This window comes from Campylobacter sp. CNRCH_2014_2849 (assembly GCF_025772845.1).
Lineage (GTDB): Bacteria > Campylobacterota > Campylobacteria > Campylobacterales > Campylobacteraceae > Campylobacter_D > Campylobacter_D lari_D.
In genome coordinates this window covers 25885-48073 of record NZ_JAKMSW010000006.1, presented here as the reverse complement: position 1 = coordinate 48073, position 22189 = coordinate 25885, and the positions used below count along the sequence as shown (strand labels likewise).

Genomic DNA, 22189 nt, shown 5'->3' with positions numbered 1-22189 from the left:
ACTCAAATTTATTTAAGGAAAAACTATGACTTTGATAACTATTTTATGTATTTACACAGCTTTTTTGGTTTTTATATCTTGTGTGCAAATTTCTTTTTTAAAAAAAGAAAGAAAAAAACAAGCAATTATTTTAAATGAACAAGATTATAAAAATGCTGCAAATATCGCCATAGAAAATGAAAAATACAAAATCTTTTCTAATCTTTATAATCTGATGATTAACATTTCTTGGATTAGCTTTGGCTTTTTGTATTTAAAAGAAATTTTTATAAAAGAAAATTCTACCTTAGAAAATACTTTATTTTTGCTTGCATTTTTATTTATTATTAGTATTTTAAATTTACCACTTAGCTATTATGAAAGCTTTATAAAAGATAAAAAACACGGCTTTTCAAATATGACTTTAGCACTTTTTGTTAAAGACAGCATTAAATCTTTAGCTCTAATGCTTGTTTTTGGCTTTTTAATCATCTATGCCTTAGTATTTTGCTTTGAATTTTTTAACACATACTGGTGGGTAGTGGCTTTTGCTCTAAGTTTTATAATTATACTTATTATAAATCTCATCTACCCTACACTTATTGCACCTATGTTTAACAAAATGAAAAAACTTGAAGATGAAAATTTATTAGAAAAAATCACTAATTTAATGCAAAAATGTGGCTTTAGTGCAAATGGTGTTTATGTTATTGATGCAAGCAAAAGAGATAAAAGATTAAATGCTTATTTTGGTGGCTTATTTAAAAGCAAAAGAGTAGTACTTTTTGATACACTTTTAAATGCTTTAAAAGAAAAAGAACTCATTGCTGTTTTGGGTCATGAGCTAGGACATTTTGTGCATAAAGATTTGCTAAAAATGTTATTTGCTAGTGCTTTGATGCTTTTTGCTTTATTTTTCATCTTTGCACATTTACCAAGCTTTTTTTATATTGAAAGTCATTTAGATGGAGTGAATGCTGGAGTTTTTGCACTTTTATTGATTTTTGGAAATATTTTTACTTTTATTGTTTCTCCACTGCTTAATAAAATGAGTCAAAAAAATGAATTTAATGCTGACTTACACGGAGCAAAACTAAGCTCTAAAGAAGATATGAAAAATGCTCTCATAGCTTTAGCAAAAGAAAACAAAGCCTTTGTTAAAACAAGTAAAATTTATACTTTCTTTCATCTAAGTCATCCTTGTATTTATGATAGAATCAAAGCTTTGCAATGATTTCAATCAAACAAGCTTTAAAGCAAGCTTACGCAAAAGATCCTACTCACAAAGAATATATACTTTTTATTCTTTGTGAGCTTTTGCAAAAAGATAAAGCTTGGATTTTTTTAAATCCTGAATTTCAAATCAATGAGAAAGTTTTTTTAGAATATATAGATAGATTTTTAAATGGTGAGCCTTTTGAGTATTTATTTCAAAAAACACAATTTTATGGTTTTGATTTTTTTACTAAAAAAGGGGTTTTGATACCGCGTTTTGATAGTGAAATATTACTTGAAAGATGTTTAGAAATTTTAGATCATAACTCTTTTAAAAATATACTTGAAATTGGCTTTGGAAGTGGAATTTTAAGTATTTGCTTAGCAAAGTTAAAACAAATTTTTATACAAGCTTGTGATATCAATCCAAAAGCATTAGAGCTTGCTAAAAAAAATGCAGATTTTCATAATGTTTCAAATTTAATCAATTTTCAACTTTGTGATTTTAAAAATATGCAAGGAAATTTTGACTTTATTTTTTCTAATCCTCCTTACATAAAAAATGACTATCCTTTAGATAAATGGGTTCAAAACGAACCACACAATGCTTTATTTGGCGGAGATAAAGGTTGGGAAATTTTACATGAAATTATCCTTTTTGCCAAAAATCACAACACAAAAGTCTTAGCATGTGAGTTTGGTTATGATCAAAAAACAATTTTAAATAAAATTTTAAAAGAAAATGATTTCAAGGCTACTTTTTATCAAGATTATAATGGATTTGATAGAGCCTTTGTTGCGTGGAATTTAAAAAATTAGACTATAATTATCTTTATTATAGGAGAAAATATGAAATCAATATATTTATTTTTACTAGCAAGTTTAATTGGGATTGAAATTAGCATAGGTGTATTTTTAGCTCCGACTATATTTTATCCTGCTAAATTCATAGGCGAAGGGGTTTTAACTCATTTTCAAAGTGGGCTTTTAATGACACACATTTTTGTGCAATTTGGCTATGTTTTGTTAAGTGTGAGTGTTTTGTCTATTTTAATAGAAATTTTTTCATTTAAAGACAAAAATTTAACTTTTAAAATAAATTTTTCAAAATTTATGCTTTCTTTGATCATTTTGGCACTAAGTTTGCTTTTTGTATTTTACTTCACTGCTTATGTTTTAGAAGCACAAAGTTTAGGAGAAGAAGCAACTAAAACTCAAGAATTTATAAAAATTCATGGTGCAAGTGAAGTTGTGATGAAAATTATCATGTTATCACAAGTAATTTTGTTTTTCTTAAATTTTAAAACAAAAAAATGATATAATAAAATAAGTCTTTAAAAGGAGTCAAAGATGAAAATAGGCGATATAGGAACAACTCAACAAAATCACTACTTAAATCAAGCTCAAAAAAGCCAAGAAAAAGCTTTAGAAAACATAGCCACAATCCGTGCTATAGATGGGAGCGATGGAGCAAATTTAGCCATAGCTGATTCTTTAAGAAGTCAATATAGCACTATAGATCAAGGTATTTTAAATGCCTATGATTCCATAGGAGTTTTACAAATTGCTGATTCAACTTTAAATAGCATTTCAGCTACTACAGATAAACTTAATGAACTTTCAGTGCGCTCAAACAATGCTGCCTTAAATGACAGACAAAAAAGTATGCTAAATTCTGAAGCAAGCAAACTTGTAACTTCAATCAATGATGCTTTTTCTAATGCGACTTTTAATGGAAAAAATGTATTTCAGAGTATGGATTTTGTTGTTGGTACTGGAGTTGAAAGTATTAATTTAAATCAACCAAGCACAGCAAATTTAAGCCTTGAAAATCAAGACGGAATTCGTGATTTTCAAGATCAAGTAGGTTCTTTACGCGCAGATATTGGTGCTGGAATTAACGCTATCCATTCTAATATCAACTCATCTTTGCAAACTAGTATTAACACTAAAGAAGCTGAAAGCAAATTACAAAATAATGACTTAGCTCAAAATATCAATGATTTTAATGCAAATTACCTAAAAGAAAATGCATTTTTATTTGCAAATGCACATTCAAATGTAATGCTACAAACTAAACTAGCAAGCCTACTTCAATAATAAAAACTCCCAAATAAGGGAGTTTTTCAAGGAAAAATATGCAAAATAATGCTTTATTTAAGCAAGTTTTAAAACATCCTTTATATGAAAAAATCCAAAAACTTAGTGAAAAAATTCAAAATTCAAATTACCTTATAAATGAAAGTTTTGATATTTTTTGTGATAAAAGTTTAGATGATGAGATCAAGAATATCACTTTAGAATTAAAACCTTGGCGTAAAGGACCTTTTAAAATTAATGATTTATTTATAGATACAGAATGGCAAAGTTTTATCAAATTTAATATTTTAAAGCCTTATATGCAAGAAATAAATGGCAAAATAGTAGCAGATATTGGCTGCAATAATGGTTATTATATGTTTAAAATGCTTGAATTTAATCCTTCAAAGCTCATAGGTTTTGATCCTTCTATTAAGTATTATTTGCAATTTTTACTTTTAAACTCCATTGCAAAAACTCCTATACAATATGAGCTTTTAGGCGTAGCTGATGTACCAAATTATGGCATAAAATTTGATGTGATTTTTTGTCTTGGAGTGATTTATCATCGTAGTGATCCTATAGCCATGCTAAAACAACTCAAACAATCTTTAAATAAAGACGGCATAGTCTTTTTAGACACTATGTATATAGAAGATGAAAGAGAAATAGCACTTATTCCTCAAAAAACTTACTCAAAAATACCAAATATTTTTTTCATTCCGTCGATATTAGGTTTAAGAAATTGGTGTTATAGAGCTGGATTTAGTGAATTTGAAGTTATAACAACTAAACAAACCGATCTTTTAGAACAAAGAAAAACACAATGGATTGATTCTTATTCTTTAGATCAATTTTTAGATAAAAATGATTCAAATTTAACTTGCGAAGGCTATGAAGCACCAAAAAGAGTTTATGTTAAATTAAAGGTGTAAAAATGGCAAGAACAGTAAGTGCTGTTACCATAGAAGAATTAATAGATCCAGAAGAGTTAAATCGTATCAAATCAGAACTTATCACTTGTCCAGGGATAAACAATACTTTAGCAGGAAGTATTTCTCATATAGAAAAAAATTTCGCCAAAGGTATTTTAATCACAACCCATGATATGGCAGTAGATGAACTAGGATTAGTGCATAGTGGCTTTGTATTTAATGCAGCAAATTACATAGCACAAGCTGCAATTAATAAAGAATTTAGCGTCTTAATAGGCTCAAGAAGCTTTTTCTATGCTCCTTTAAAAGTGGGAGATATTTTAAATCTTGAAGCAAGTGCTTTATTTAGCGATGACTCAAGAAAAAGAGAGGTTAAAGTAGCTGGTTTTGTAAATGAGATTAAAATTTTTGACGCATCTTTTCAAGTTATTACTACAGATGATCATATATTTAAACTTAAACAAAATCAAGCCGCTACAAATAATAATCAAAATCAGCAAGAAACAACTAAACAAGAATCAATGCAAGAAGAACTTAATGCAGTCTTAAAAGGAATCGGGGGTTAAAGGTAAATCCACCCAATTCTTTGGACATTCTTTATGATAAGTCCCACTTGCATCATAATATTCCTTACAATCATCGTAAAATCGATTTGAGATCCCTCTTTCATTGACAAAACAACCACTAAAAAATAATACTAAAAATCCAAACAATAATATTTTTTTAAACATCTTATATCCTATTTTAATCTTATTTGCTTACGCCATTTATAAGGCTCTATAGGATTTTCACTTTCCCATAATCCTTTTTTATTTATCTTGGCATAATTTTGCTCATTTATATATAAATCACTATAATGCTCATACGCCCAAGCAAAACCATTTTTAACCATAACTTGATTAATATCTTTATCATTTAAATATACAATGGCTAAAATTCTACCATATTTATCCTCATCTTTTACATTTAAAACTACTTCTTTATTTAATACAATAGCTTTTAGAAATTGCGTAGCCATCTTTCCATAAGCTTGATCACTCTCAGGCGCATCTATACCAAAAAGTCTGATTTTAAGCTTTTCATTTTCGAATTTAGCCTCAATAGTATCTCCATCTACTACACGACTTACTTTAGCATTGATATATGAACCACTATCATAGTTTAAAACATAAGCAAAAGCAACTAAAAAAAGTGCGATTAAAAATTTCTTCGGATCTTTTAATAAGTTTATAAATAATTTAATTTGTTTCCTAGAAAATTTCATTTAAACCTCATCTATATAAAAATATGCCATAATTACAATAAAAAGGAGAATTTATGCAAGAAATTATACAAAATTTTAAACAAATTGCTCAAATACCTCATTGTAGTTTCAAAACCGAAGAATTGAAAAATTTTCTCATTGATTTTGCTAAAAGTCAAAATTGCCAAGTAAGCGTTGATGAAGCAGGTAATATCCACGCACACAAAGGAAATCCTAAAATTTGTTTACAAAGTCATTATGATATGGTTTGCATGGGAGAAGCTCCAAGTATACAAATATATGAAGAAAACGGATATTTAAAGGCTAAAAATTCAAGCTTAGGTGCAGATAATGGCATAGGAGTATCACTAATGATGCAAGCTTTAAAAGATTTTGAAAATATAGAATGTCTTTTTACTAATGATGAAGAAGTTGGACTTTGTGGAGCAAACAATCTCACCCATACTTTGATCTCAAGCAAGCTTTTAAATTTAGACCACGAAAGCGATGATGAAGTTGTTATAGGTTGTGCTGGTGGGGTAGATATTTTTGCTAGTTTAAACTTAGAAATAGATGAAAAAGAAGAAGATTGTTATGAGATAGAAGCAATTGATTTTAAAGGTGGGCACTCGGGAATTGATATTGTTAAAAATATTAAATCTTCTATTAAAGAAGTGAGCTATTTTATCACTCAAAATCAAGGAGAACTTTGCGAATTTAAAGCAGGTGAAAGAATAAATTCTATACCAAAACATGCTAAAGTTATAGCATTTTTTAAAAATCCTCCAAAAGAAAATGATCATTTTAAAGTAAATTATATAGGTAAAATCAAAAGAACATATTATAAAAATTCTCAAGTTATTTTAAATCTCATTAATGCTTTTGCACAAGGAGTTAGAACTTTCAATCATCAATTAAATTTAGTTCAAACAAGTATCAATCTTTCACTAGCTTATGAAAAAGATAGCAAATTTCATTTTGAGCTTTTTGCAAGATCTAATGATTTACAAGAACTTAAAAACATAGAATTTGAAACCTTAACTTATTTTAAGATGCAAAACTGCGAAGTTTCAAGTGCAAATTTTTATCCACCGTGGGCTAATAAAGATACTAAATTTGGAGAAGAAATTCTAAATTATTTTAAAAAAGAAAACCCAAACGCCAAGCTTTACACTATACATGCTGGTTTAGAATGTGGCATTATAAGTGAAAAACAACCTTTAGAATGTTGCTCAATAGGACCGAATATCCATAGCCCTCACTCAACAGATGAAAAATGTGAAATAGCTTCTATTGAAAAAATCAGTAAAATTCTTTATGCAATCTTAAAATATTATCAATAAATATAAAATAACCAATATTTTGATAAATAAATTCAAAATATTGGTAAATATTTATTTAAATAATAAAAAATTTTATTTACTATTAATAAAACTTGGATTATACTCTCACATATTTCAAAAAATAAGGAGAGAGTATGGAAATACTAACTAGCCTTAGCGAAGGTGTTCAATTTAGTATTCAACTAATTGTTGTTCTTATTTGTCTTTTTTATGGGGCAAAAAAAGGCGGTATCGCTCTAGGCTTATTAGGCGGTATAGGTTTATTAGTTTTAAGTTTTGGTTTTGCTGTAGCACCTGGAAAACCTTCTATTGATGTTATGCTTACCATTTTAGCTGTTGTTGTTGCTAGTGCAACTTTGCAAGCTAGTGGTGGCTTGGATGTAATGTTGCAAATTGCAGAAAAAGTTCTAAGAAAAAATCCTAAATTCTTAACTATTTTGGCGCCATTTGTAACTTGCATTCTTACCATGCTTTGTGGAACTGGGCATGTTGTCTATACTATGATGCCTATTATTTATGACATTGCTATTAAAAATGGTATTCGCCCAGAAAGACCAATGGCTGCTTCTAGTATTTCTTCACAACTTGGTATTATCGCAAGTCCTGTTTCAGTTGCAGTTGTAAGCTTAACAGCTCTACTTTTAAATCCAGAAATTAATAAACACCCTTTAGCAGGATTTGATGGCTATGTAGATTTACTTGCTATTACTATACCTTCTACCTTAGTAGGTGTTTTGGCTATAGGAATTTTTTCTTGGTTTAGGGGAAAAGATCTTGATAAAGATGAGGATTTTCAAGCTAAGATTAAAAATCCAGAACAAAGAGAATATATCTATGGCGATAGTAAAACTCTTCTTGGACAAAAACTTCCAACTATCCAATGGGTAGCTATGTGGATTTTCCTAGGTGCTATTGCTATAGTAGCTATACTTGGAGCTTTTCCAGAGCTTAGACCGCAATTTACCTCAAAAGGCGTTACCAAGCCTATGAATATGGTAGCAACTATTCAAATGTTTATGCTTTTAGCAGGTGCAGCGCTAATCATTTTTACCAAACTTGATGCAAGCAAAATTGCAAAAAATGAAATTTTTAAATCCGGTATGATAGCCTTAGTAGCTGTTTTTGGAATTTCTTGGATGGCAGATACAATGTTTGCAGTGCATACTCCTATGATGAAAGAATCTTTAGGTAATATCGTTATAGAACATCCTTGGACTTATGCTATTATGCTTTTACTTATTTCTAAATTTGTTAATTCTCAAGCAGCAGCAATTGCAGCTTTTGTGCCACTTGCACTAGGAATTGGTGTTGAACCAGGTATTATCATTGCTTTTGCAGCAGCTTGCTATGGATACTACATTTTACCAACTTATCCAAGCGATCTTGCAACTATACAATTTGATAGATCAGGTACTACAAAAATAGGTAAATTTGTTATCAATCATAGCTTTATCTTACCAGGATTAATTGGTGTGATTGTTTCTTGTATAGTAGGTTATTTTTTAGCTTTAGGAGCAGGATATTTATAAAAAAATTAAAAGGGCTTTAAAAAAGCCCTTTTTTCTTATTTAAATGCTTTTTCTAAATCAATAGGCATAGCTTGATAACCAGTACTTGCTCCGCTAAAGCGAATTTGTACTGAAGGTTCTTTAGCTCCCCATTTAAATTCATCTATTTCAGGTTTTGGCTCACCTACAGCAGCACCCTTACTTAAGTCAAATGACATTCCAGCAGTAGCACTATAAACCATGATGGAATTTTTATCTTTATGGTATTCTGCTAAAGAAGTGACAGGTGAAAACCATTCATTGCCTCTTTGCTTTCCATACTCCCAAATTTGTTCTACGGTTTTATTTTTTTGATCTATTTTATACACAACTGCTCTTGAGTATTTCATTGAAGCAAAAGCAGGTTGCTCTATACCTCTTGCATCGCCATTATCAAAAGCTGTGATATAAATATATCTTTTGTCAGATTTTTCATCTATTCTAAAAGCAGTATGCTGTGTCCATGTAAAATCAAAACCACCTTCTTCGTTTTCATATCCTGGACATTTGCTATACTCATCTTCACAAACTATCTTTTTACCATTTTTATCAACAGGTTGCAAAAGTGTTTTTTTATATTTTTCTCCCCATCCTTTGTGTGCTCCTAATATCCATTTTACTTTTTTATCACGTCCTATTTTTATAATAGCACTTTGATGACGACTTGAAATAATAATACTATCATCACTTGGATCATAATCTACGCTATTTACATGAGCCCAGTTACGCCCTACTCCAGTGCCTGCTATATCGCCAAAAGAATCACTTGCATCCATTTTAGCTAAATCCTCATCACTTAAAGTAACCCCTGCTTTACTCGCATCAATATTTAAACAAACAGCACCTTGATCTAATGCTTTGATTACATTTGCTCTATATGGATCTAAAATTTCAAACAATCTCCACTCATCTACTACATTACCATTTTTATCAACTTCTACTATCACATCGCGCACTGAACGCACATTTTTACCATCAGGACGCTTAACATTGGCAGAAGCCACCCTTAAAAGATAATTTCCATTTTGCATATTATCCATAGAATGAGAAAAATCTATATAAGAAGAAGGTAAAAGACGATTGAAAATTTCTCTACCCATTAAATCATATTTAACATATCTTTGTCCAAAACCCCAAGTTAAAGCCCCATCAGTATTTTGCCTAAATCCCATCATAATACCACGGTTGTAAATATTATTCCAATCCATTAATTTATCATTGTCAAAATACCAACGAATTTCACCTTTTGTATCAATGATAAATGCATTTGAATTCTCATCCCATTCCATTGCACCACCTGCTGGGTTATTCCAAACAGATTGAGAGCCTTTTCCACTTTGTTTCCCTGGAGCATTATTAACCAAATACAACCTATCTTCAAAACCTTTATCTACTTTAATCACTTCTACTTTTTCAAAAGGCACACCTCTTTGCATAATACTTCCACTTGGCTCTATATTAACTCCACCAGTTGCTATTTTATATACCTCATCTACTACTTTTTCACTCTTTCCAAAAGCAGTTTTGGTATAACTTACTTTTACTGTATTAAAATATGATGGATAAAGTCCAAAAACAGGAATTCCTCCATAAGTTTTAATTTTACTAGGGCTAACCTTATAAGATATAGTTTGCCCATTTGGTTTTGGAACTATAGTTACGCTTACATCACTTAGTTTATATCCACCATCCATAATTACAGCGCTAAGTGGAGATAAACCATAAGGATTCATCTTTACTGCGCCAATTTTGCCTTGAATTTCCCAATCAATTTTAGCACCACTAGGTCCACCCATAGCCAAAGAAACACTAGGCACTACCATAACAACACTGCTAGCAAGCAAAATACTACTTACAATTTTACTAATCTTCATTTTTTCTCCTTTTTTATATTATTAAGCTATTTGCACACTTGGCTCACCTAAAATTTTTAGCAAAACTACTAATATCAAAACAATCAAAGCATAAAATTTAGCCTTAGAATGTGAAAATGTATAAGAAACAAACATGCTTCCTAAAATCACCAAACAAACAACAAAAGCCAACAAACAACAAATCGCCATATTCATAAATTCCATACTAGGAATCAAATACCAACCATTGCTATACAACCCATCTTCAAATTTTGGAGGAGTTCCAACAAAAAATTTCTGAAAAGCATTTAAACTACCATAAACATCTTCAGGTACTATAGGTGTATCCATACCACACTCACCTGTTGGTAAAAACCATCCTGGTGCCCATTCATGCAATGGTAAATTAAAAGGATATATAGGAATTTCTCTACACCCATCAACACCAGCAAAAGGATTTTCTGAATGTACTACCTCGTGGATATGATTAAGAGTAATACAATACTCTATACCAAGCCATATACCCCAAAATACAAAAGTATAAGCAAAAATTTTCAAATAATCATTTTTAGGATCTATCAAGGCTAAAATACCACCAAAAGCCATAGTTAACATAGCAAATCTTATATAAACACACTGCTCACAAGGCTCCATATAAAGGTATTCTTGAAACAAAAAGTGCGCTATAAAAGTTAAGCCTATCATAGCTATAACCATTATCAACCAAGGAACTCTTGTATTTTGCCAAGTAGTGATTTTACTAATAGGACAAGAACTCATAAAATACCTCAAATCACATCTTGCTTAATTCTTCTGTTATTTCCATCAAAGCTTGTGGAGATGTGATAGCTTGTGGTATGATTTGGTATTTACCATTTACTACAAATGCAGGTGTACCATAGTTTTTAGAGATATCATTAGCATTTTCATAAGATTTTAAAATTTCACTAGCCTCAGGAGTTTTTAAAAAGTTATCTAAATCTTCTTTGCTTGCTGAAATTGCTTTTAATCCTACTTCATAAAACGCTTCAGGATTAGCTCCATTTCCCCATCTTTGTTTTTTCTTAAAATAAGCATTAAAATATGCTTCAGAAGCTTTATGAGTTAAACTATTTTTATCGCTTTGACTTACTTTATTTTGCTCATCTTTAAAAGCAGCAAAAGCAAAAATTTCATTAGCTTGCTTACCATAATCACCCATAGAGCTAACAGGATAAAATTTATAAGTTAATTGTGGTAATTTTTCTTTGACTTTTGACATGGTATTAAACTTATGATGATCATAACAATGTGTGCAACGATAAGAAAATACTTCTATTAAAGAATTTTGAGCATTTGGGATAGGTGTTTTTAAGGTGATATACTCTTTACCCTCACTAAGTGCATTTGCACTCACACCAAGAACAAAAGCAGCTGCCGCCATTGCTTTTGACAAATTATTTAAGTTGAATTTCATTTTATTTCTCCTATTTGTATTTTATATATAATAAATATTTGCAATTTATTATAAACATGCTAAAGTTATATTAATATAACTTAAATATTAATTAAACAATAAGAAAAAATTTCAAAATGAAAATATAATTATTAAAAAAATAAAAAATAATAATACTTTATCACAAAAATTACAAAAAGTAATGCTTAAAAAAGCATTACTTGGTAGAAAGTTCTTTAACTATACGGATTAGTTCCTCTAAAGAAGTGATATACTCAGGTTTGATTTGATATTTGCCATTTACTACAAAAGCAGGCGTGCCATAATTTCTTGAAATTTCATTAGCTACATCATAAGCAACTAAAAGCTCTTTGGCTTCTTTAGTTTGTAAAAATTTTTGCAATTCTTCTTTACTAGCGCCAATAGCATTTAAACCTATTTTATAAAATAAATCAAGATTATTTAAATTTATTTTTTTTTCAAAATGACTTACAAAATACACATCAGCAAGCTTATAAGTAAGACTTTTTTCACTAGTAACATCTAAACCTAAAGCTTTTTCTTTAAAAGAAGCTAAAGCAAACATCTCATTTAAAGCACCACCGTACTCGAGCATAGAACTTACCGAGAAAAGATCATATTTTAAATTTGGTAAAGCTTGCTTAACTTTTGCTAGAGTGTGAAATTGATGATGATTATAGCAATGAATACAACGATAAGAAAATACCTCTATTAGAGAATTTTGTGCATTTGGAATAGGTGTTTTTAAAGTAATATACTCTTTACCCTCACTAAGTGCATTTGCACTCACACTAAAAACAAAAGCCATAATAGCTAGCAATTTAAACATTTTTTGCAAAACTTGCATGATTTTCCTTTTTTCAATGATATAAAATACAATTTTAACATAAGATATAAAATCAAGAATATTTTATGCTTTTCTTATGACATTTTAAGTAGAATTTCAACAAATTTATCAATAAAAAAGTTAATTGCAAGCGATATTTTCCGATCAATATATAATAAAATAAAAGGTCTAAAATGCAAATACGAATTTATTATGAAGATACCGATGCAGGTGGAGTGGTATACCATAGCAACTACTTAAAATTTTGCGAAAGAGCAAGAAGTGAGATATTTTTTCAAAAAAATGCAAAAATTTTTGATAAAAATACAGGACATTTCCTACTTACTAAAGCAAATTGTAACTTTTTAAAACCCGCTAAACTTGGAGATCTTATAGAAGTAAAAACATTTATCACAAAGCTTAAAAAAGCCTCAGTTTGTATAAAACAAGAGATTTATAAAGAAAATACCAAGCTTTTTGAAGCTGAATTTACCCTAGCTTTTTTAAAAAATGAAAAAGTAGCTCCTATAGATGAGACTATAACTAAGGTTTTTACTGATCTTGCAAAGGAGTAAAACCTAAGCCTTGCGAGCGAATGATTTTAACCTTATAGTCAAATTGATTATCATTTAAACCCTCATCAAAAATTCTTTGAGAATCTTTATCTAAAAACTGCGTATAAAAATAATCAAGGCCCACACTAGTTGCATAAGCTATCCAGTTGTAATTAATATTTTGCGAAAAAAGTTCATTAAGATAGCTTAGAGTTTGATCCTCATTAGAAATGGAATTTGCTAGCAAAAGTTTTTTTCTATCATTAATTTGCGTTAAACTTAGCAAGATAGGATTATAATTAATCTGAGTTGATAATAATACAAAAGGCTCTATATCATAAGTTCTTATTTGTGAGCTTATGAGTGCTGTTTTAATCAAAGAAGTATTTAAAATAATACTAGAATCTTGAAAACTTCTATTTTGATTTAAAATACTTCTAAAATCAAATTTAGAACTATTAATAGTATAAATTTTCTCACTACCATTACCTGCGTTTAAAACATTCTCATCTAAGCGATTAGCTAAGGCTGTTCCATCTGAAAAAATAATATTTTTACCATTTGAGTATTCCAAAAGTTTTTGGATTTGTTTTTGATAATCTATACTTCCAAAATACACATTTTCATTTTGCGTATCAAAATTTCTTTTATGTGCAGTAGGAATAAAAACTTTTACATTAGAATCAAGGCTTTCTTTTAATAAATTTTTCACACCTTTATCTGTAAAACCTGCGATAATATAATTAAATTTCTCATCTTGAGCTTGTTTAAAAGCTTTAGTTATCTTACTCTCATCTTCTGTGCCTATTAAAAATACCTTTACTTTTATTTGCGCTCTTTGCCTTAATAAATACGCTATGCTTGAATTTATAATAGTATTAGAATAACTTTTAATCGTTTGCTCAGGTATAATAATAGCTAGTTTTATGCTAGCATTTTTTTGAATTCTTTTTTCAAAATCTATAATAGAATTTAAAAGTTTAGTATAGATATTAACTAAAAGCTCATTTGCATTATCATTATTAAATCTTGATAAAAAATTAAAATAAAGTCCTGTTTCTAGCAAAGTAAATAAACAATCATTATCACAATTTTGAAATTCTAAATTAGGATAAAAAGACTCACTAGGTTCTATGGGTGATGGTTTTTGCTCTTTTGCAAAGACATTTAAAGTTAAAACAAAACTCATCAACAAACAAACTAAACTTTTTCTCATAAATAACCTTTTATTTTTTTAATATCTTCTATAAATTCAGCATAAAAGCTAGGATTTTTACTCACAAAATTCAAATCATAACTTGGCAAAAGCAAAGCATTATTAAAACGCATACATTGCCCTTTGTATTTTTGAAAATTCTCAAAACCCAAACTCGCAAAAGCTTCTTGACCAAGACATAAAATAATCTTTGCTTTTATAAAATCAAGCTCATTATAAAAATATGGTAAGCATAATTTTAGTGCTTGATCATCTATTTTAAAATTACTAAAACATTTAAACATATAAGAAAAATATATCTCATCTTCTTTTAAATTTAAAAGCTCTTTGCAAAGCATTAAAAACTCTTGCTTATTTTTAGAAGCAAAAAACTTTCCACTTTCATTTTCTTCTTTATCAACAAAGGCTTGGTAAATCAAAATTTTAGCATTTTTGGCTTCTTTTTCTATTAAACTATACTTTCTTAATTTAGAAAAATGACAAAGATTGCAAGTTTTCACTCTTTCATTTAATTCTTTAAAGCTTAAGTTAAAATGTCTAATTTGCTTTTGTTCGTTAAAGTATTCATAACCAAAAGCTTTTAGATAATACAAACTGCGTTTATTCATCACATCAATGCTTCTAAATTTTCACCCTCTAAACGATAAGTTCTCCACTCATTCATATGCTTTGCATTTAATTTAGTATAAAACTCAATCCCTAAATCATTATCGTTCAAACATACCCATTCTAATCTTTTAAGATTTTTTTCTTTACAAATTTGTGCTAAATATTTAAAAACAGCTTTTGCATAGCCTTTTTTTCTATGTTTTGCCTGTATATAAATATCTTCTAGATATAACCCACCTAAACCCCAAAAAGACGAAAAAGTAAAATAATACATTGCATAACCTATGATTTTACCATCAACTTTTAGACTTAAAGCCTTGGCATATTTATTTTCAAAAAAAGATTCTTCAAGTTCTTTAGTTGTGCATTTTACATCTTCAAGCATATTTTCATGGATAGCAAGCTCTTTAATTAATTCTAAAATTTTTTCTAAATCTTCTTTTTTACTCTCACAAATTTCAAAACTCATGATTTTTCCTTAAAATACATAAAAATAAAACAAAAATTTAGCAAAAACTTTTAAAATAACTCTTAATTAAAAGCAGATTTAAGTAAGATTTTGATAAAATACACGCTTATTATTTTGTTTTTTATTTTAAGTTAAGGAAAGAATATGAAAAGAACATATCAACCACACAAAACTCCTAAAAAAAGAACTCATGGCTTCCGCGTGCGTATGAAAAGCAAAAATGGTCGTAAGGTGATCAATGCTAGACGCGCTAAAGGTAGAAAAAGATTAGCGGTATAAAAGATTTTCTAAGTATTAACGACTTAGGAGAGTTTGCAACAATTTATAAAGAAGGTAAAAAGTGGCACTGTGAAGGTGTAATCATCTTTTATACTTTAAGTAAAGAAAAAAAATTTGCTGTTGTTGCTAGTAAAAAAGTTGGAAAAGCTGTCGTTAGAAATAGAGCCAAAAGGCTCTTAAGATCAGCTTTTTTTCAGGTTAAAAATCAAGTCGAAAACGGGAAATACATACTTGTAGCTAAGACAAGTATTACTGAAATTCCTTTTTTAAAATTAGAAAAAAACTTGAAATGGGGTTTGAAAAAAATAGGATGTATAAAATAGCTTGTTTAAAACTTATTAGATTTTACCAGCTCTTTATCAGCCCTTTTAAGCCACAATGCTGCAGGTATTATCCAAGTTGTTCTGAATATGCCTTATGGCAATTTAAAAAAAATAATATTTTTAAAGCATTTGGTGCAGTTTTTTTAAGAATTTTAAAATGCAATCCGTTTTTTAAAGGTGGTATTGATTATCCTAAAATACGCAAGAATACTCTAAACTCAGGTGTATGTTTTAAACCTAGTTTTAATGCTTTAAAACAACTCAATTATTTTTATATCCCTTGCAATGATAATCAATTTTTTTTAATTAAGATTATATTTCCAAAGGACAATCCGTGTCAGAAAATTTATCCCAGCAAAAACGCATATTAATTGCCGTTGTATTATCATTTTTATTTTTTGTAGTTTATGATTATTTTTTTATTCCAAAAGCACCACAAAATGAGCAAAATATCACTCATATAGAACAAAACAATTCAGCTCCACAAACTACAACCGCAAATACAAATACACAAGCTCCAAAGACAGAACTTAGTGTTAATCAAAAAGAAGAAATAGCAGTTGTTAAAAGTGAGCATTTTGAAGCACATATTGACTCTTTAGGTAGAATAGCTAAATTTTATCTAAGCGATGAAAAATATAAAGATGAAAATGGTAAAAGCATTAATCTAGTAGATACTTCTTTATCACCTTTGCCACTAGAAATAAGATTTAGTGATGCAAAGATAAATCAAGAGGCATTCAATACAGTATATACAGCTAGTCAAAAAACTATCAATGTAAATGATGAAAATACAACATTAATTCTTACTCAAAATTTAAATGATCTAATAATAACTAAAAAAATCACTTTTCACAAATATGGAAATTATGATTTAGAAGTAAATCTAAGCAAAGATACAGCTTATTTTATCACTCCAGGTTATCGTCCAAATATAGCAGTTGATAGTTATACAGTACATGGAGTTTTAATCTTAGATAAAGATGATAAAATAACAATGTTAGAAGATGGTGATATAGAAAACGATGAAAGTTTTTCTAATGTAACCCTTATGGCAGCTTCAGATCGCTATTATAGTACTTTCTTTTATAATTTTGAAAAACCTTTAAATGCAGTAGTTACTAAAGATAATCACGAAAATTCTATCGTTTTTGCAAGTGCAACTAATAATTTTAAAGCAACCGGATATATAGGTTCAAAAGAGCATGAAATTTTAAGAAGCATTCATGCGGATTTAGATGATGTGGTAGAATATGGTTGGTTTACTTTTATAGCTAAACCTATGTTTGAATTTTTAAATTTCTTACATGGTTATTTGGGTAATTGGGGTTGGGCTATCGTAGTGATGACTTTAATTGTGCGTATTATTCTTTTCCCACTTACTTACAAATCAATGATTTCTATGAATAAACTCAAAGATTTAGCACCAAAAATGAAAGAAATTAGAGAACGCTACAAAGGTGATCCACAAAAAATGAATTTACATATGATGGAACTTTATAAAAAACATGGTGCAAACCCAATGAGCGGATGTTTACCTATACTCATTCAAATTCCAATTTTCTTTGCAATTTATAGAGTTTTACTAAATGCCATAGAACTTAAAGCTGCACCTTGGGCTTTTTGGATTACAGATTTATCTGTGATGGATCCATGGTTTATTTTACCTATATTTATGGGTCTAACTATGTTTATCCAACAACTTATTACACCAATGGCTATACAAGATCCTATGCAAGAAAAGATTATGAAATTCTTACCATTAATTTTCACTTTCTTTTTCTTAACATTCCCAGCAGGTTTAACTTTATATTGGTGTGTAAATAATATATGCTCACTTATCCAACAAGTAATTGTTAATAAGCTTTTCAAAAACCACAAAAAAGAGGAAATAGCTAAACATGAACATAGAAGCTAAAGACTTACAAACTGCACTCATAGAAGCCTCAAAACAACTTGAGTGCTCTGTGATTGACTTAGAATACGAAGTTATTCAACATGCTAAAGCAGGATTTTTTGGCCTTTTTAAAAAAAATGCGATAATCTGTATTAAAGGACATAAAAAAACTCAAAAAGTCCATAATGAAAAACCTAAAAAAAATCAAAATGAGAAATTTAACAAATATTCTCAAAAAAATTTTGAAAAAAATGAATATAAAAAAGAATATAAAGAAAATTTTCAAAAACCAATTGAAAATATTGCTCAACCTAAAGAACATTACAAAGTAAAAAATGATGCTATTTTTGATTCTTTTCATAAGGAGTCTTCAGAAGAAAAAAACATTGTTTCTTATATTGATGAGATAAAAATTTCACTAGAAAATTTACTAGCAACTTTTGATTTTGATATTAAAGTTGTGCAAGTTAGTGTTTGGGATGAAACCTGTGTTTTAATTAAACTTGATGGAGAAGATGCAGCCTTGCTTATAGGCAAAGAAGCTCACAGATATAAAGCTTTTTCATATTTACTTTATAATTGGCTTAATGCTAAATATAAAATTCAACCAAGACTAGAAATAGCACAATTTTTGGAAAACCAAACCCAAGCTATTGATAGTTATTTAAAAATTCTCATAGAAAAAGTAGAGAACACTGGAAGAGTTCAAACAAAACCACTAGATGGAATTTGGCTAAAACTTGCTTTAGAAAAATTAAGAGAACGCTTTCCTGATAAGTATGTAGCTATCAAACAAAATGACGATCAAAGATATATCGTTGTGAATGATTTTTTGAAGAAAAATGAATGAATGACACGATAGCTGCTATTGCTACAGCTCACGGAGTGGGCTCTATAAGCATCATTAGAGTAAGTGGAAAAAAAGCTTTAGAACTTGCATTAAAAATTACCCACAAAAAAGAACTCACACCACGCTATGCACGCTTGTGCAAACTTTATAAAAACAATAATGACTTTTTAGACGAGGCTTTAGTAATTTATTTTAAAGCACCCTACTCTTTTACAGGAGAAGATATTGTAGAATTTCAACTTCATGGCGGTTTTTCTTTGAGTGAAATTTTACTCGATGAGCTTGTTTTAGCAGGCGCGCGCCTTGCTAATCCTGGAGAATTTAGCAAAAGAGCTTGCTTAAATGGCAAAATGGATCTTTTAAAAGCTTTAAGCATACAAGATGCTATCATGTCAAAATCAACAAGTGCTGCAAATATCATAGCAAAAAATATTAAAGGTGATTTAAGTAAATTTTTAAACGCCATTCGAATAGACCTTGTTCAAACTCTTGCTTTTGTAGAAACTAGCATTGACTATGCAGATGATGATTTACCGCAAGATCTACTTGATCAAATCATTGCTATGTGTGAAAAAAATTCAAAACTTTTAAGCGATATAGTAGATATTTCCTTAAGTAAAAAAGGTCTTATAAATGGCTTTAAAGTTGCTATTATCGGCAAGCCAAATGCCGGAAAAAGTTCATTGTTAAATTCGCTTTTAGCATTTGATAGAGCTATTGTATCTAATATTGCAGGCACCACAAGAGATCGTATCGAGGAAAGTTTAAAAATAGGCTCACATTTAATTAAAATCATCGACACAGCAGGCATAAGAAACGCAGATGATGAGATAGAAAAAATCGGAGTCAACTTAAGTTATGAAAGCATTAAAGAAGCAGATATTATTATAGCTGTTTTTGACGGATCTAAAGAATTTGAAGAAGAAGATAAACATATTTTACAAGCTTTAAAAGATTGTGATAAAAAAATCATTTATGTTTTAAATAAAAGCGATTTGGCTACCAAATTTAAACATGAAATTAGCACTTCTTGTATACGCATTTGCGCCCAAAAAAACACTCAAGCCATTAAGGAAAGTTTAAATGAATACTTAAATACTTTAGATGGCGATGGAATGCTAATTAGCAATACCTTAATACTCAATGCTTGTAAAAATGCTAGTGAAGCTATTTTGCGTGCAAGAGATTTATTAAAGGAAAGTTCTTTAGAGCTTTTTGCTTTTGAATTAAATTTAGCCATAGGTGAAATAGCTCAATTTACCAAAAATTTTGAAAGAGATGAAATTTTAGATGCAATGTTTAGTAATTTTTGTTTAGGAAAATAAAAAGGAGATAATTATGGATAAAGAAGTTATAAAACAACACAAAATTAGCGATGAGGAATATCAAGAAATTTTAAATATACTAGGTAGAGAACCTAATTTATTAGAACTTGGAGTGATTTCTGCAATGTGGAGTGAACATTGCTCATATAAATCAAGTAAAAAATACCTTAATGGCTTTCCAACTAAAGCTCCTTGGGTAATCCAAGGTCCTGGTGAAAATGCTGGAGTAATAGATATAGGCAAAGGAATGGCTGCTGTATTTAAAGTAGAAAGTCATAATCACCCAAGTTTTATAGAGCCATTTGCAGGTGCAGCTACTGGTGTGGGTGGAATTTTACGCGATGTTTTTACCATGGGTGCTAGAGTTGTTGCAGGTATGAATTCTTTAAAATTTGGTAATATCCATGATGAAAAAATAGGCAAACATCAAAAATATTTAGTTAAGGGTGTAGTAAGTGGAATTTCACACTATGGTAATTGTATGGGTGTTCCTACTATAGGTGGAGAATGTGCTTTTGATGAGTGCTTTAATGGAAATATCTTAGTTAATGCTTTTGCACTTGGAACTTGCAAAATCGAAGATATTTTTTATGCAAAGGCTGAAGGTATAGGAAATCCTGTAATTTATGTAGGCTCAAAAACTGGTCGTGATGGACTTGGTGGAGCTGTAATGGCAAGCGATAGTTTTAATGAATCTAGCAAAAGCTTAAGACCAACTGTTCAAATTGGTGATCCATTTGCTGAAAAATTATTAATGGAAGCTTGTTTGGAACTTTTCAAAACTGATTATATAGTTGGAATTCAAGATATGGGTGCAGCAGGACTTACTTCAAGCTCTTTTGAAATGGCGGGACGCAGTGGTAGCGGGATGAAACTTTACCTTGATAAAACTCCTATGAGAGAAGAAGGTATGACTCCTTATGAGTTAATGCTAAGTGAATCTCAAGAAAGAATGCTAATTTGTGCTAAAAAAGGCTATGAAGAAAAAGTTATTGAGATTTTTAATAAGTGGGGGCTTGATGCAGCCATTATAGGCGAAGTTACAGATACTGGCAAAATGGAATTATTTTGGCATGATGAATTAGTTGGTCTAATCCCTATTGAACCACTAAGCGAAAAAGCACCTATACTTGATAGACCTGTGGCTAAGCCAAAATACTTAGATGAAATAAAAAACTATCAATTTAAACTTAGCATTCCCACTCAAGAAGCCTTTGAAAAACTTCTTGCAAATGAAAATATCAGCAATAAAGCTTATATTTATGAGCAGTTTGACTCAAGCGTACAAACTAACACTTTAAAAAGCGATGGGGCTTTAGGTGCAAATAGTATTAGAATTAAAGAAAATAATTGCTTGCTTTCTATGGCCATTGAGTGCAACTCAAGATTAAACTATGTAAATCCAAAAATCGGTGCAGCAGCAGCCGTTGTAAGTGCAGGAAGAAAAATAGCATGCTCGGGAGCTAGACCTTTGGCAATTAGTGATTGTTTAAACTATGGCAACCCACAAAACCCTGAAGTAATGTGGCAATTTGCTCAAGGCTGCGAAGGTATTAAACTAGCTTGTAAAGAACTCAATACCCCTGTGGTAAGCGGAAATGTTTCTTTATATAATGAAACCGATGGAGTAAGTATTTTTCCAAGTCCAACCATAGCTTGCGTTGGTATTCACGAAAAAGCAGAAAATGTTTTAAAATCATACTTTAGTAAAGAAACGCAAGCTATTTATTTAATAGGAAAAAGCAAAGGTAGTTTTGGTGGATCTTTGATTGCTAAAGTACTAGATCAAAAAGTCGCAGGAGAGCTTGAAGATATAGATTTTAAAGCAGAATTAAAACTATGGGATTTCTTACTAAAAGCAAACGAAGCAAAGTTACTTGATTGTGCTAATAGCATAGGCATAGGTGGTCTTGCTATGACTTTAGCCAAAATGAGCGCAAAGGCGAATTTAGGTGTAAATGTAAAAACAAATTTTGAAAACAGAAGTTTTATTTTTGAAGAAAGTCCAACTAGAGTTGTAATTGGTGTTAAAAATGAAGAAAATTTTATTGAATTTGCAAACAAAATGAAAATTAATTTTGCAAAACTTGGAATTTTAAATGAAAAAGATTTCGTTTTAGATGATATTAAGATATCTTTAGTAAAACTACAAAAAATTTATTTTGATAAATTTAAAGAATATTTAGGATAG

General features: G+C 29.6%; 25 protein-coding genes. 16 read left to right on the top strand and 9 right to left on the bottom strand.

Annotated elements, in window-relative coordinates; translation table 11 throughout:
- The first annotated feature begins 25 nt into the window (after positions 1 to 25).
- The 6 genes from L8X33_RS05200 to L8X33_RS05175 are packed head-to-tail and all read left to right on the top strand — an operon-like array spanning position 26 to position 4774.
- A complete protein-coding gene (locus L8X33_RS05200) occupies positions 26 to 1213 on the top strand; it encodes a M48 family metallopeptidase (RefSeq protein WP_263670142.1) in 1188 nt (395 codons plus the stop codon).
- The gene (locus tag L8X33_RS05195) at positions 1213 to 2013 is read left to right on the top strand and encodes a HemK/PrmC family methyltransferase (protein ID WP_263670206.1); all 801 of its coding nucleotides are present in this window, start codon (positions 1213 to 1215) and stop codon (positions 2011 to 2013) included. Before L8X33_RS05200 ends, L8X33_RS05195 begins: the two co-directional genes overlap by 1 nt.
- Positions 2014 to 2043: 30 nt before the next feature.
- Positions 2044 to 2511 carry a DUF4149 domain-containing protein gene (locus L8X33_RS05190; protein WP_263670141.1) on the top strand — a complete coding sequence of 156 codons (468 nt, stop codon included), beginning with the start codon at positions 2044 to 2046 and terminating at the stop codon, positions 2509 to 2511.
- A gap of 33 nt (positions 2512 to 2544) precedes the next feature.
- Positions 2545 to 3294, top strand: a complete 750-nt coding sequence (locus L8X33_RS05185; RefSeq protein ID WP_263670140.1) for a flagellin — start codon at positions 2545 to 2547, stop codon at positions 3292 to 3294.
- A gap of 38 nt (positions 3295 to 3332) precedes the next feature.
- Complete coding sequence (gene cmoB, locus L8X33_RS05180) at positions 3333 to 4208, top strand: tRNA 5-methoxyuridine(34)/uridine 5-oxyacetic acid(34) synthase CmoB (protein ID WP_220566748.1); 876 nt, start codon at positions 3333 to 3335, stop codon at positions 4206 to 4208.
- Positions 4209 to 4210: 2 nt separating this feature from the next.
- Entirely contained in the window at positions 4211 to 4774 is a 564-nt protein-coding gene (locus tag L8X33_RS05175; protein WP_133319302.1) for a hypothetical protein, read from the top strand.
- Here the strand turns inward: L8X33_RS05175 and L8X33_RS05170 are convergent.
- Entirely contained in the window at positions 4754 to 4939 is a 186-nt protein-coding gene (locus tag L8X33_RS05170) for a hypothetical protein (protein WP_133319303.1), read from the bottom strand. The genes L8X33_RS05175 and L8X33_RS05170 overlap by 21 nt on opposite strands.
- 8 nt (positions 4940 to 4947) lie before the next feature.
- On the bottom strand, positions 4948 to 5472 hold the full coding sequence (locus L8X33_RS05165; protein WP_133319304.1) for a thermonuclease family protein: 525 nt from the start codon (positions 5470 to 5472) through the stop codon (positions 4948 to 4950).
- A 53-nt stretch (positions 5473 to 5525) separates the two neighbouring features.
- Between L8X33_RS05165 and L8X33_RS05160 the strand changes: the two genes are divergently transcribed.
- The gene (locus tag L8X33_RS05160; protein ID WP_263670138.1) at positions 5526 to 6794 is read left to right on the top strand and encodes a M20/M25/M40 family metallo-hydrolase; all 1269 of its coding nucleotides are present in this window, start codon (positions 5526 to 5528) and stop codon (positions 6792 to 6794) included.
- Positions 6795 to 6928: 134 nt separating this feature from the next.
- Positions 6929 to 8323, top strand: coding sequence for an anaerobic C4-dicarboxylate transporter (locus L8X33_RS05155; RefSeq protein ID WP_133319306.1), 1395 nt, complete (start codon positions 6929 to 6931; stop codon positions 8321 to 8323).
- Between the two features lie 35 nt (positions 8324 to 8358).
- On the opposite strand, the gene L8X33_RS05150 is transcribed toward L8X33_RS05155, so the two are convergent.
- From L8X33_RS05150 to L8X33_RS05135, 4 genes are all read right to left on the bottom strand, one after another.
- Entirely contained in the window at positions 8359 to 10215 is a 1857-nt protein-coding gene (locus tag L8X33_RS05150; RefSeq protein WP_263661569.1) for an aryl-sulfate sulfotransferase, read from the bottom strand.
- 21 nt (positions 10216 to 10236) lie between these two features.
- Positions 10237 to 10974, bottom strand: coding sequence for a protein-disulfide oxidoreductase DsbI (gene dsbI, locus L8X33_RS05145; protein ID WP_263670136.1), 738 nt, complete (start codon positions 10972 to 10974; stop codon positions 10237 to 10239).
- 13 nt (positions 10975 to 10987) lie between these two features.
- Complete coding sequence (locus L8X33_RS05140) at positions 10988 to 11650, bottom strand: thiol:disulfide interchange protein DsbA/DsbL (RefSeq protein WP_263670135.1); 663 nt, start codon at positions 11648 to 11650, stop codon at positions 10988 to 10990.
- 196 nt (positions 11651 to 11846) lie between these two features.
- Positions 11847 to 12497: a thiol:disulfide interchange protein DsbA/DsbL gene (locus tag L8X33_RS05135; RefSeq protein WP_263670134.1), complete on the bottom strand. Its 651-nt coding sequence runs from the start codon at positions 12495 to 12497 to the stop codon at positions 11847 to 11849.
- A gap of 173 nt (positions 12498 to 12670) precedes the next feature.
- Here L8X33_RS05135 and L8X33_RS05130 point away from each other — a divergent pair, with 173 nt between their 5' ends.
- Complete coding sequence (locus L8X33_RS05130; protein ID WP_087699453.1) at positions 12671 to 13051, top strand: YbgC/FadM family acyl-CoA thioesterase; 381 nt, start codon at positions 12671 to 12673, stop codon at positions 13049 to 13051.
- On the opposite strand, the gene L8X33_RS05125 is transcribed toward L8X33_RS05130, so the two are convergent.
- From L8X33_RS05125 to L8X33_RS05115, 3 genes are read right to left on the bottom strand one after another with little or no spacing between them, the layout of a single operon-like run.
- On the bottom strand, positions 13029 to 14246 hold the full coding sequence (locus tag L8X33_RS05125; RefSeq protein ID WP_263670133.1) for a hypothetical protein: 1218 nt from the start codon (positions 14244 to 14246) through the stop codon (positions 13029 to 13031). The genes L8X33_RS05130 and L8X33_RS05125 overlap by 23 nt on opposite strands.
- Positions 14243 to 14854, bottom strand: a complete 612-nt coding sequence (locus tag L8X33_RS05120) for a uracil-DNA glycosylase family protein (RefSeq protein WP_263670132.1) — start codon at positions 14852 to 14854, stop codon at positions 14243 to 14245. Before L8X33_RS05120 ends, L8X33_RS05125 begins: the two co-directional genes overlap by 4 nt.
- On the bottom strand, positions 14854 to 15327 hold the full coding sequence (locus L8X33_RS05115; RefSeq protein WP_263660624.1) for a GNAT family N-acetyltransferase: 474 nt from the start codon (positions 15325 to 15327) through the stop codon (positions 14854 to 14856). Before L8X33_RS05115 ends, L8X33_RS05120 begins: the two co-directional genes overlap by 1 nt.
- Positions 15328 to 15468: 141 nt before the next feature.
- On the opposite strand from L8X33_RS05115, the gene rpmH reads away from it, so the two are divergent.
- Genes rpmH through purL form a run of 7 tightly spaced genes read left to right on the top strand, consistent with a single transcriptional unit; the run spans position 15469 to position 22189 of the window.
- Entirely contained in the window at positions 15469 to 15603 is a 135-nt protein-coding gene (gene rpmH, locus L8X33_RS05110) for a 50S ribosomal protein L34 (RefSeq protein WP_012661270.1), read from the top strand.
- Positions 15600 to 15926: a ribonuclease P protein component gene (rnpA, locus tag L8X33_RS05105; RefSeq protein WP_082018444.1), complete on the top strand. Its 327-nt coding sequence runs from the start codon at positions 15600 to 15602 to the stop codon at positions 15924 to 15926. The genes rpmH and rnpA overlap by 4 nt, the downstream gene beginning before the upstream one ends.
- Entirely contained in the window at positions 15914 to 16297 is a 384-nt protein-coding gene (gene yidD / locus L8X33_RS05100) for a membrane protein insertion efficiency factor YidD (RefSeq protein ID WP_039664776.1), read from the top strand. Before rnpA ends, yidD begins: the two co-directional genes overlap by 13 nt.
- Positions 16261 to 17844, top strand: a complete 1584-nt coding sequence (gene yidC, locus L8X33_RS05095) for a membrane protein insertase YidC (RefSeq protein WP_263661572.1) — start codon at positions 16261 to 16263, stop codon at positions 17842 to 17844. The genes yidD and yidC overlap by 37 nt, the downstream gene beginning before the upstream one ends.
- Positions 17828 to 18673 (top strand): Jag N-terminal domain-containing protein, encoded by an 846-nt coding sequence (locus L8X33_RS05090; RefSeq protein ID WP_133319314.1) that lies wholly within the window; start codon positions 17828 to 17830, stop codon positions 18671 to 18673. The genes yidC and L8X33_RS05090 overlap by 17 nt, the downstream gene beginning before the upstream one ends.
- Entirely contained in the window at positions 18670 to 19998 is a 1329-nt protein-coding gene (gene mnmE / locus L8X33_RS05085) for a tRNA uridine-5-carboxymethylaminomethyl(34) synthesis GTPase MnmE (protein WP_263670131.1), read from the top strand. The genes L8X33_RS05090 and mnmE overlap by 4 nt, the downstream gene beginning before the upstream one ends.
- A gap of 13 nt (positions 19999 to 20011) precedes the next feature.
- Positions 20012 to 22189 carry a phosphoribosylformylglycinamidine synthase subunit PurL gene (purL, locus tag L8X33_RS05080; protein WP_263670130.1) on the top strand — a complete coding sequence of 726 codons (2178 nt, stop codon included), beginning with the start codon at positions 20012 to 20014 and terminating at the stop codon, positions 22187 to 22189.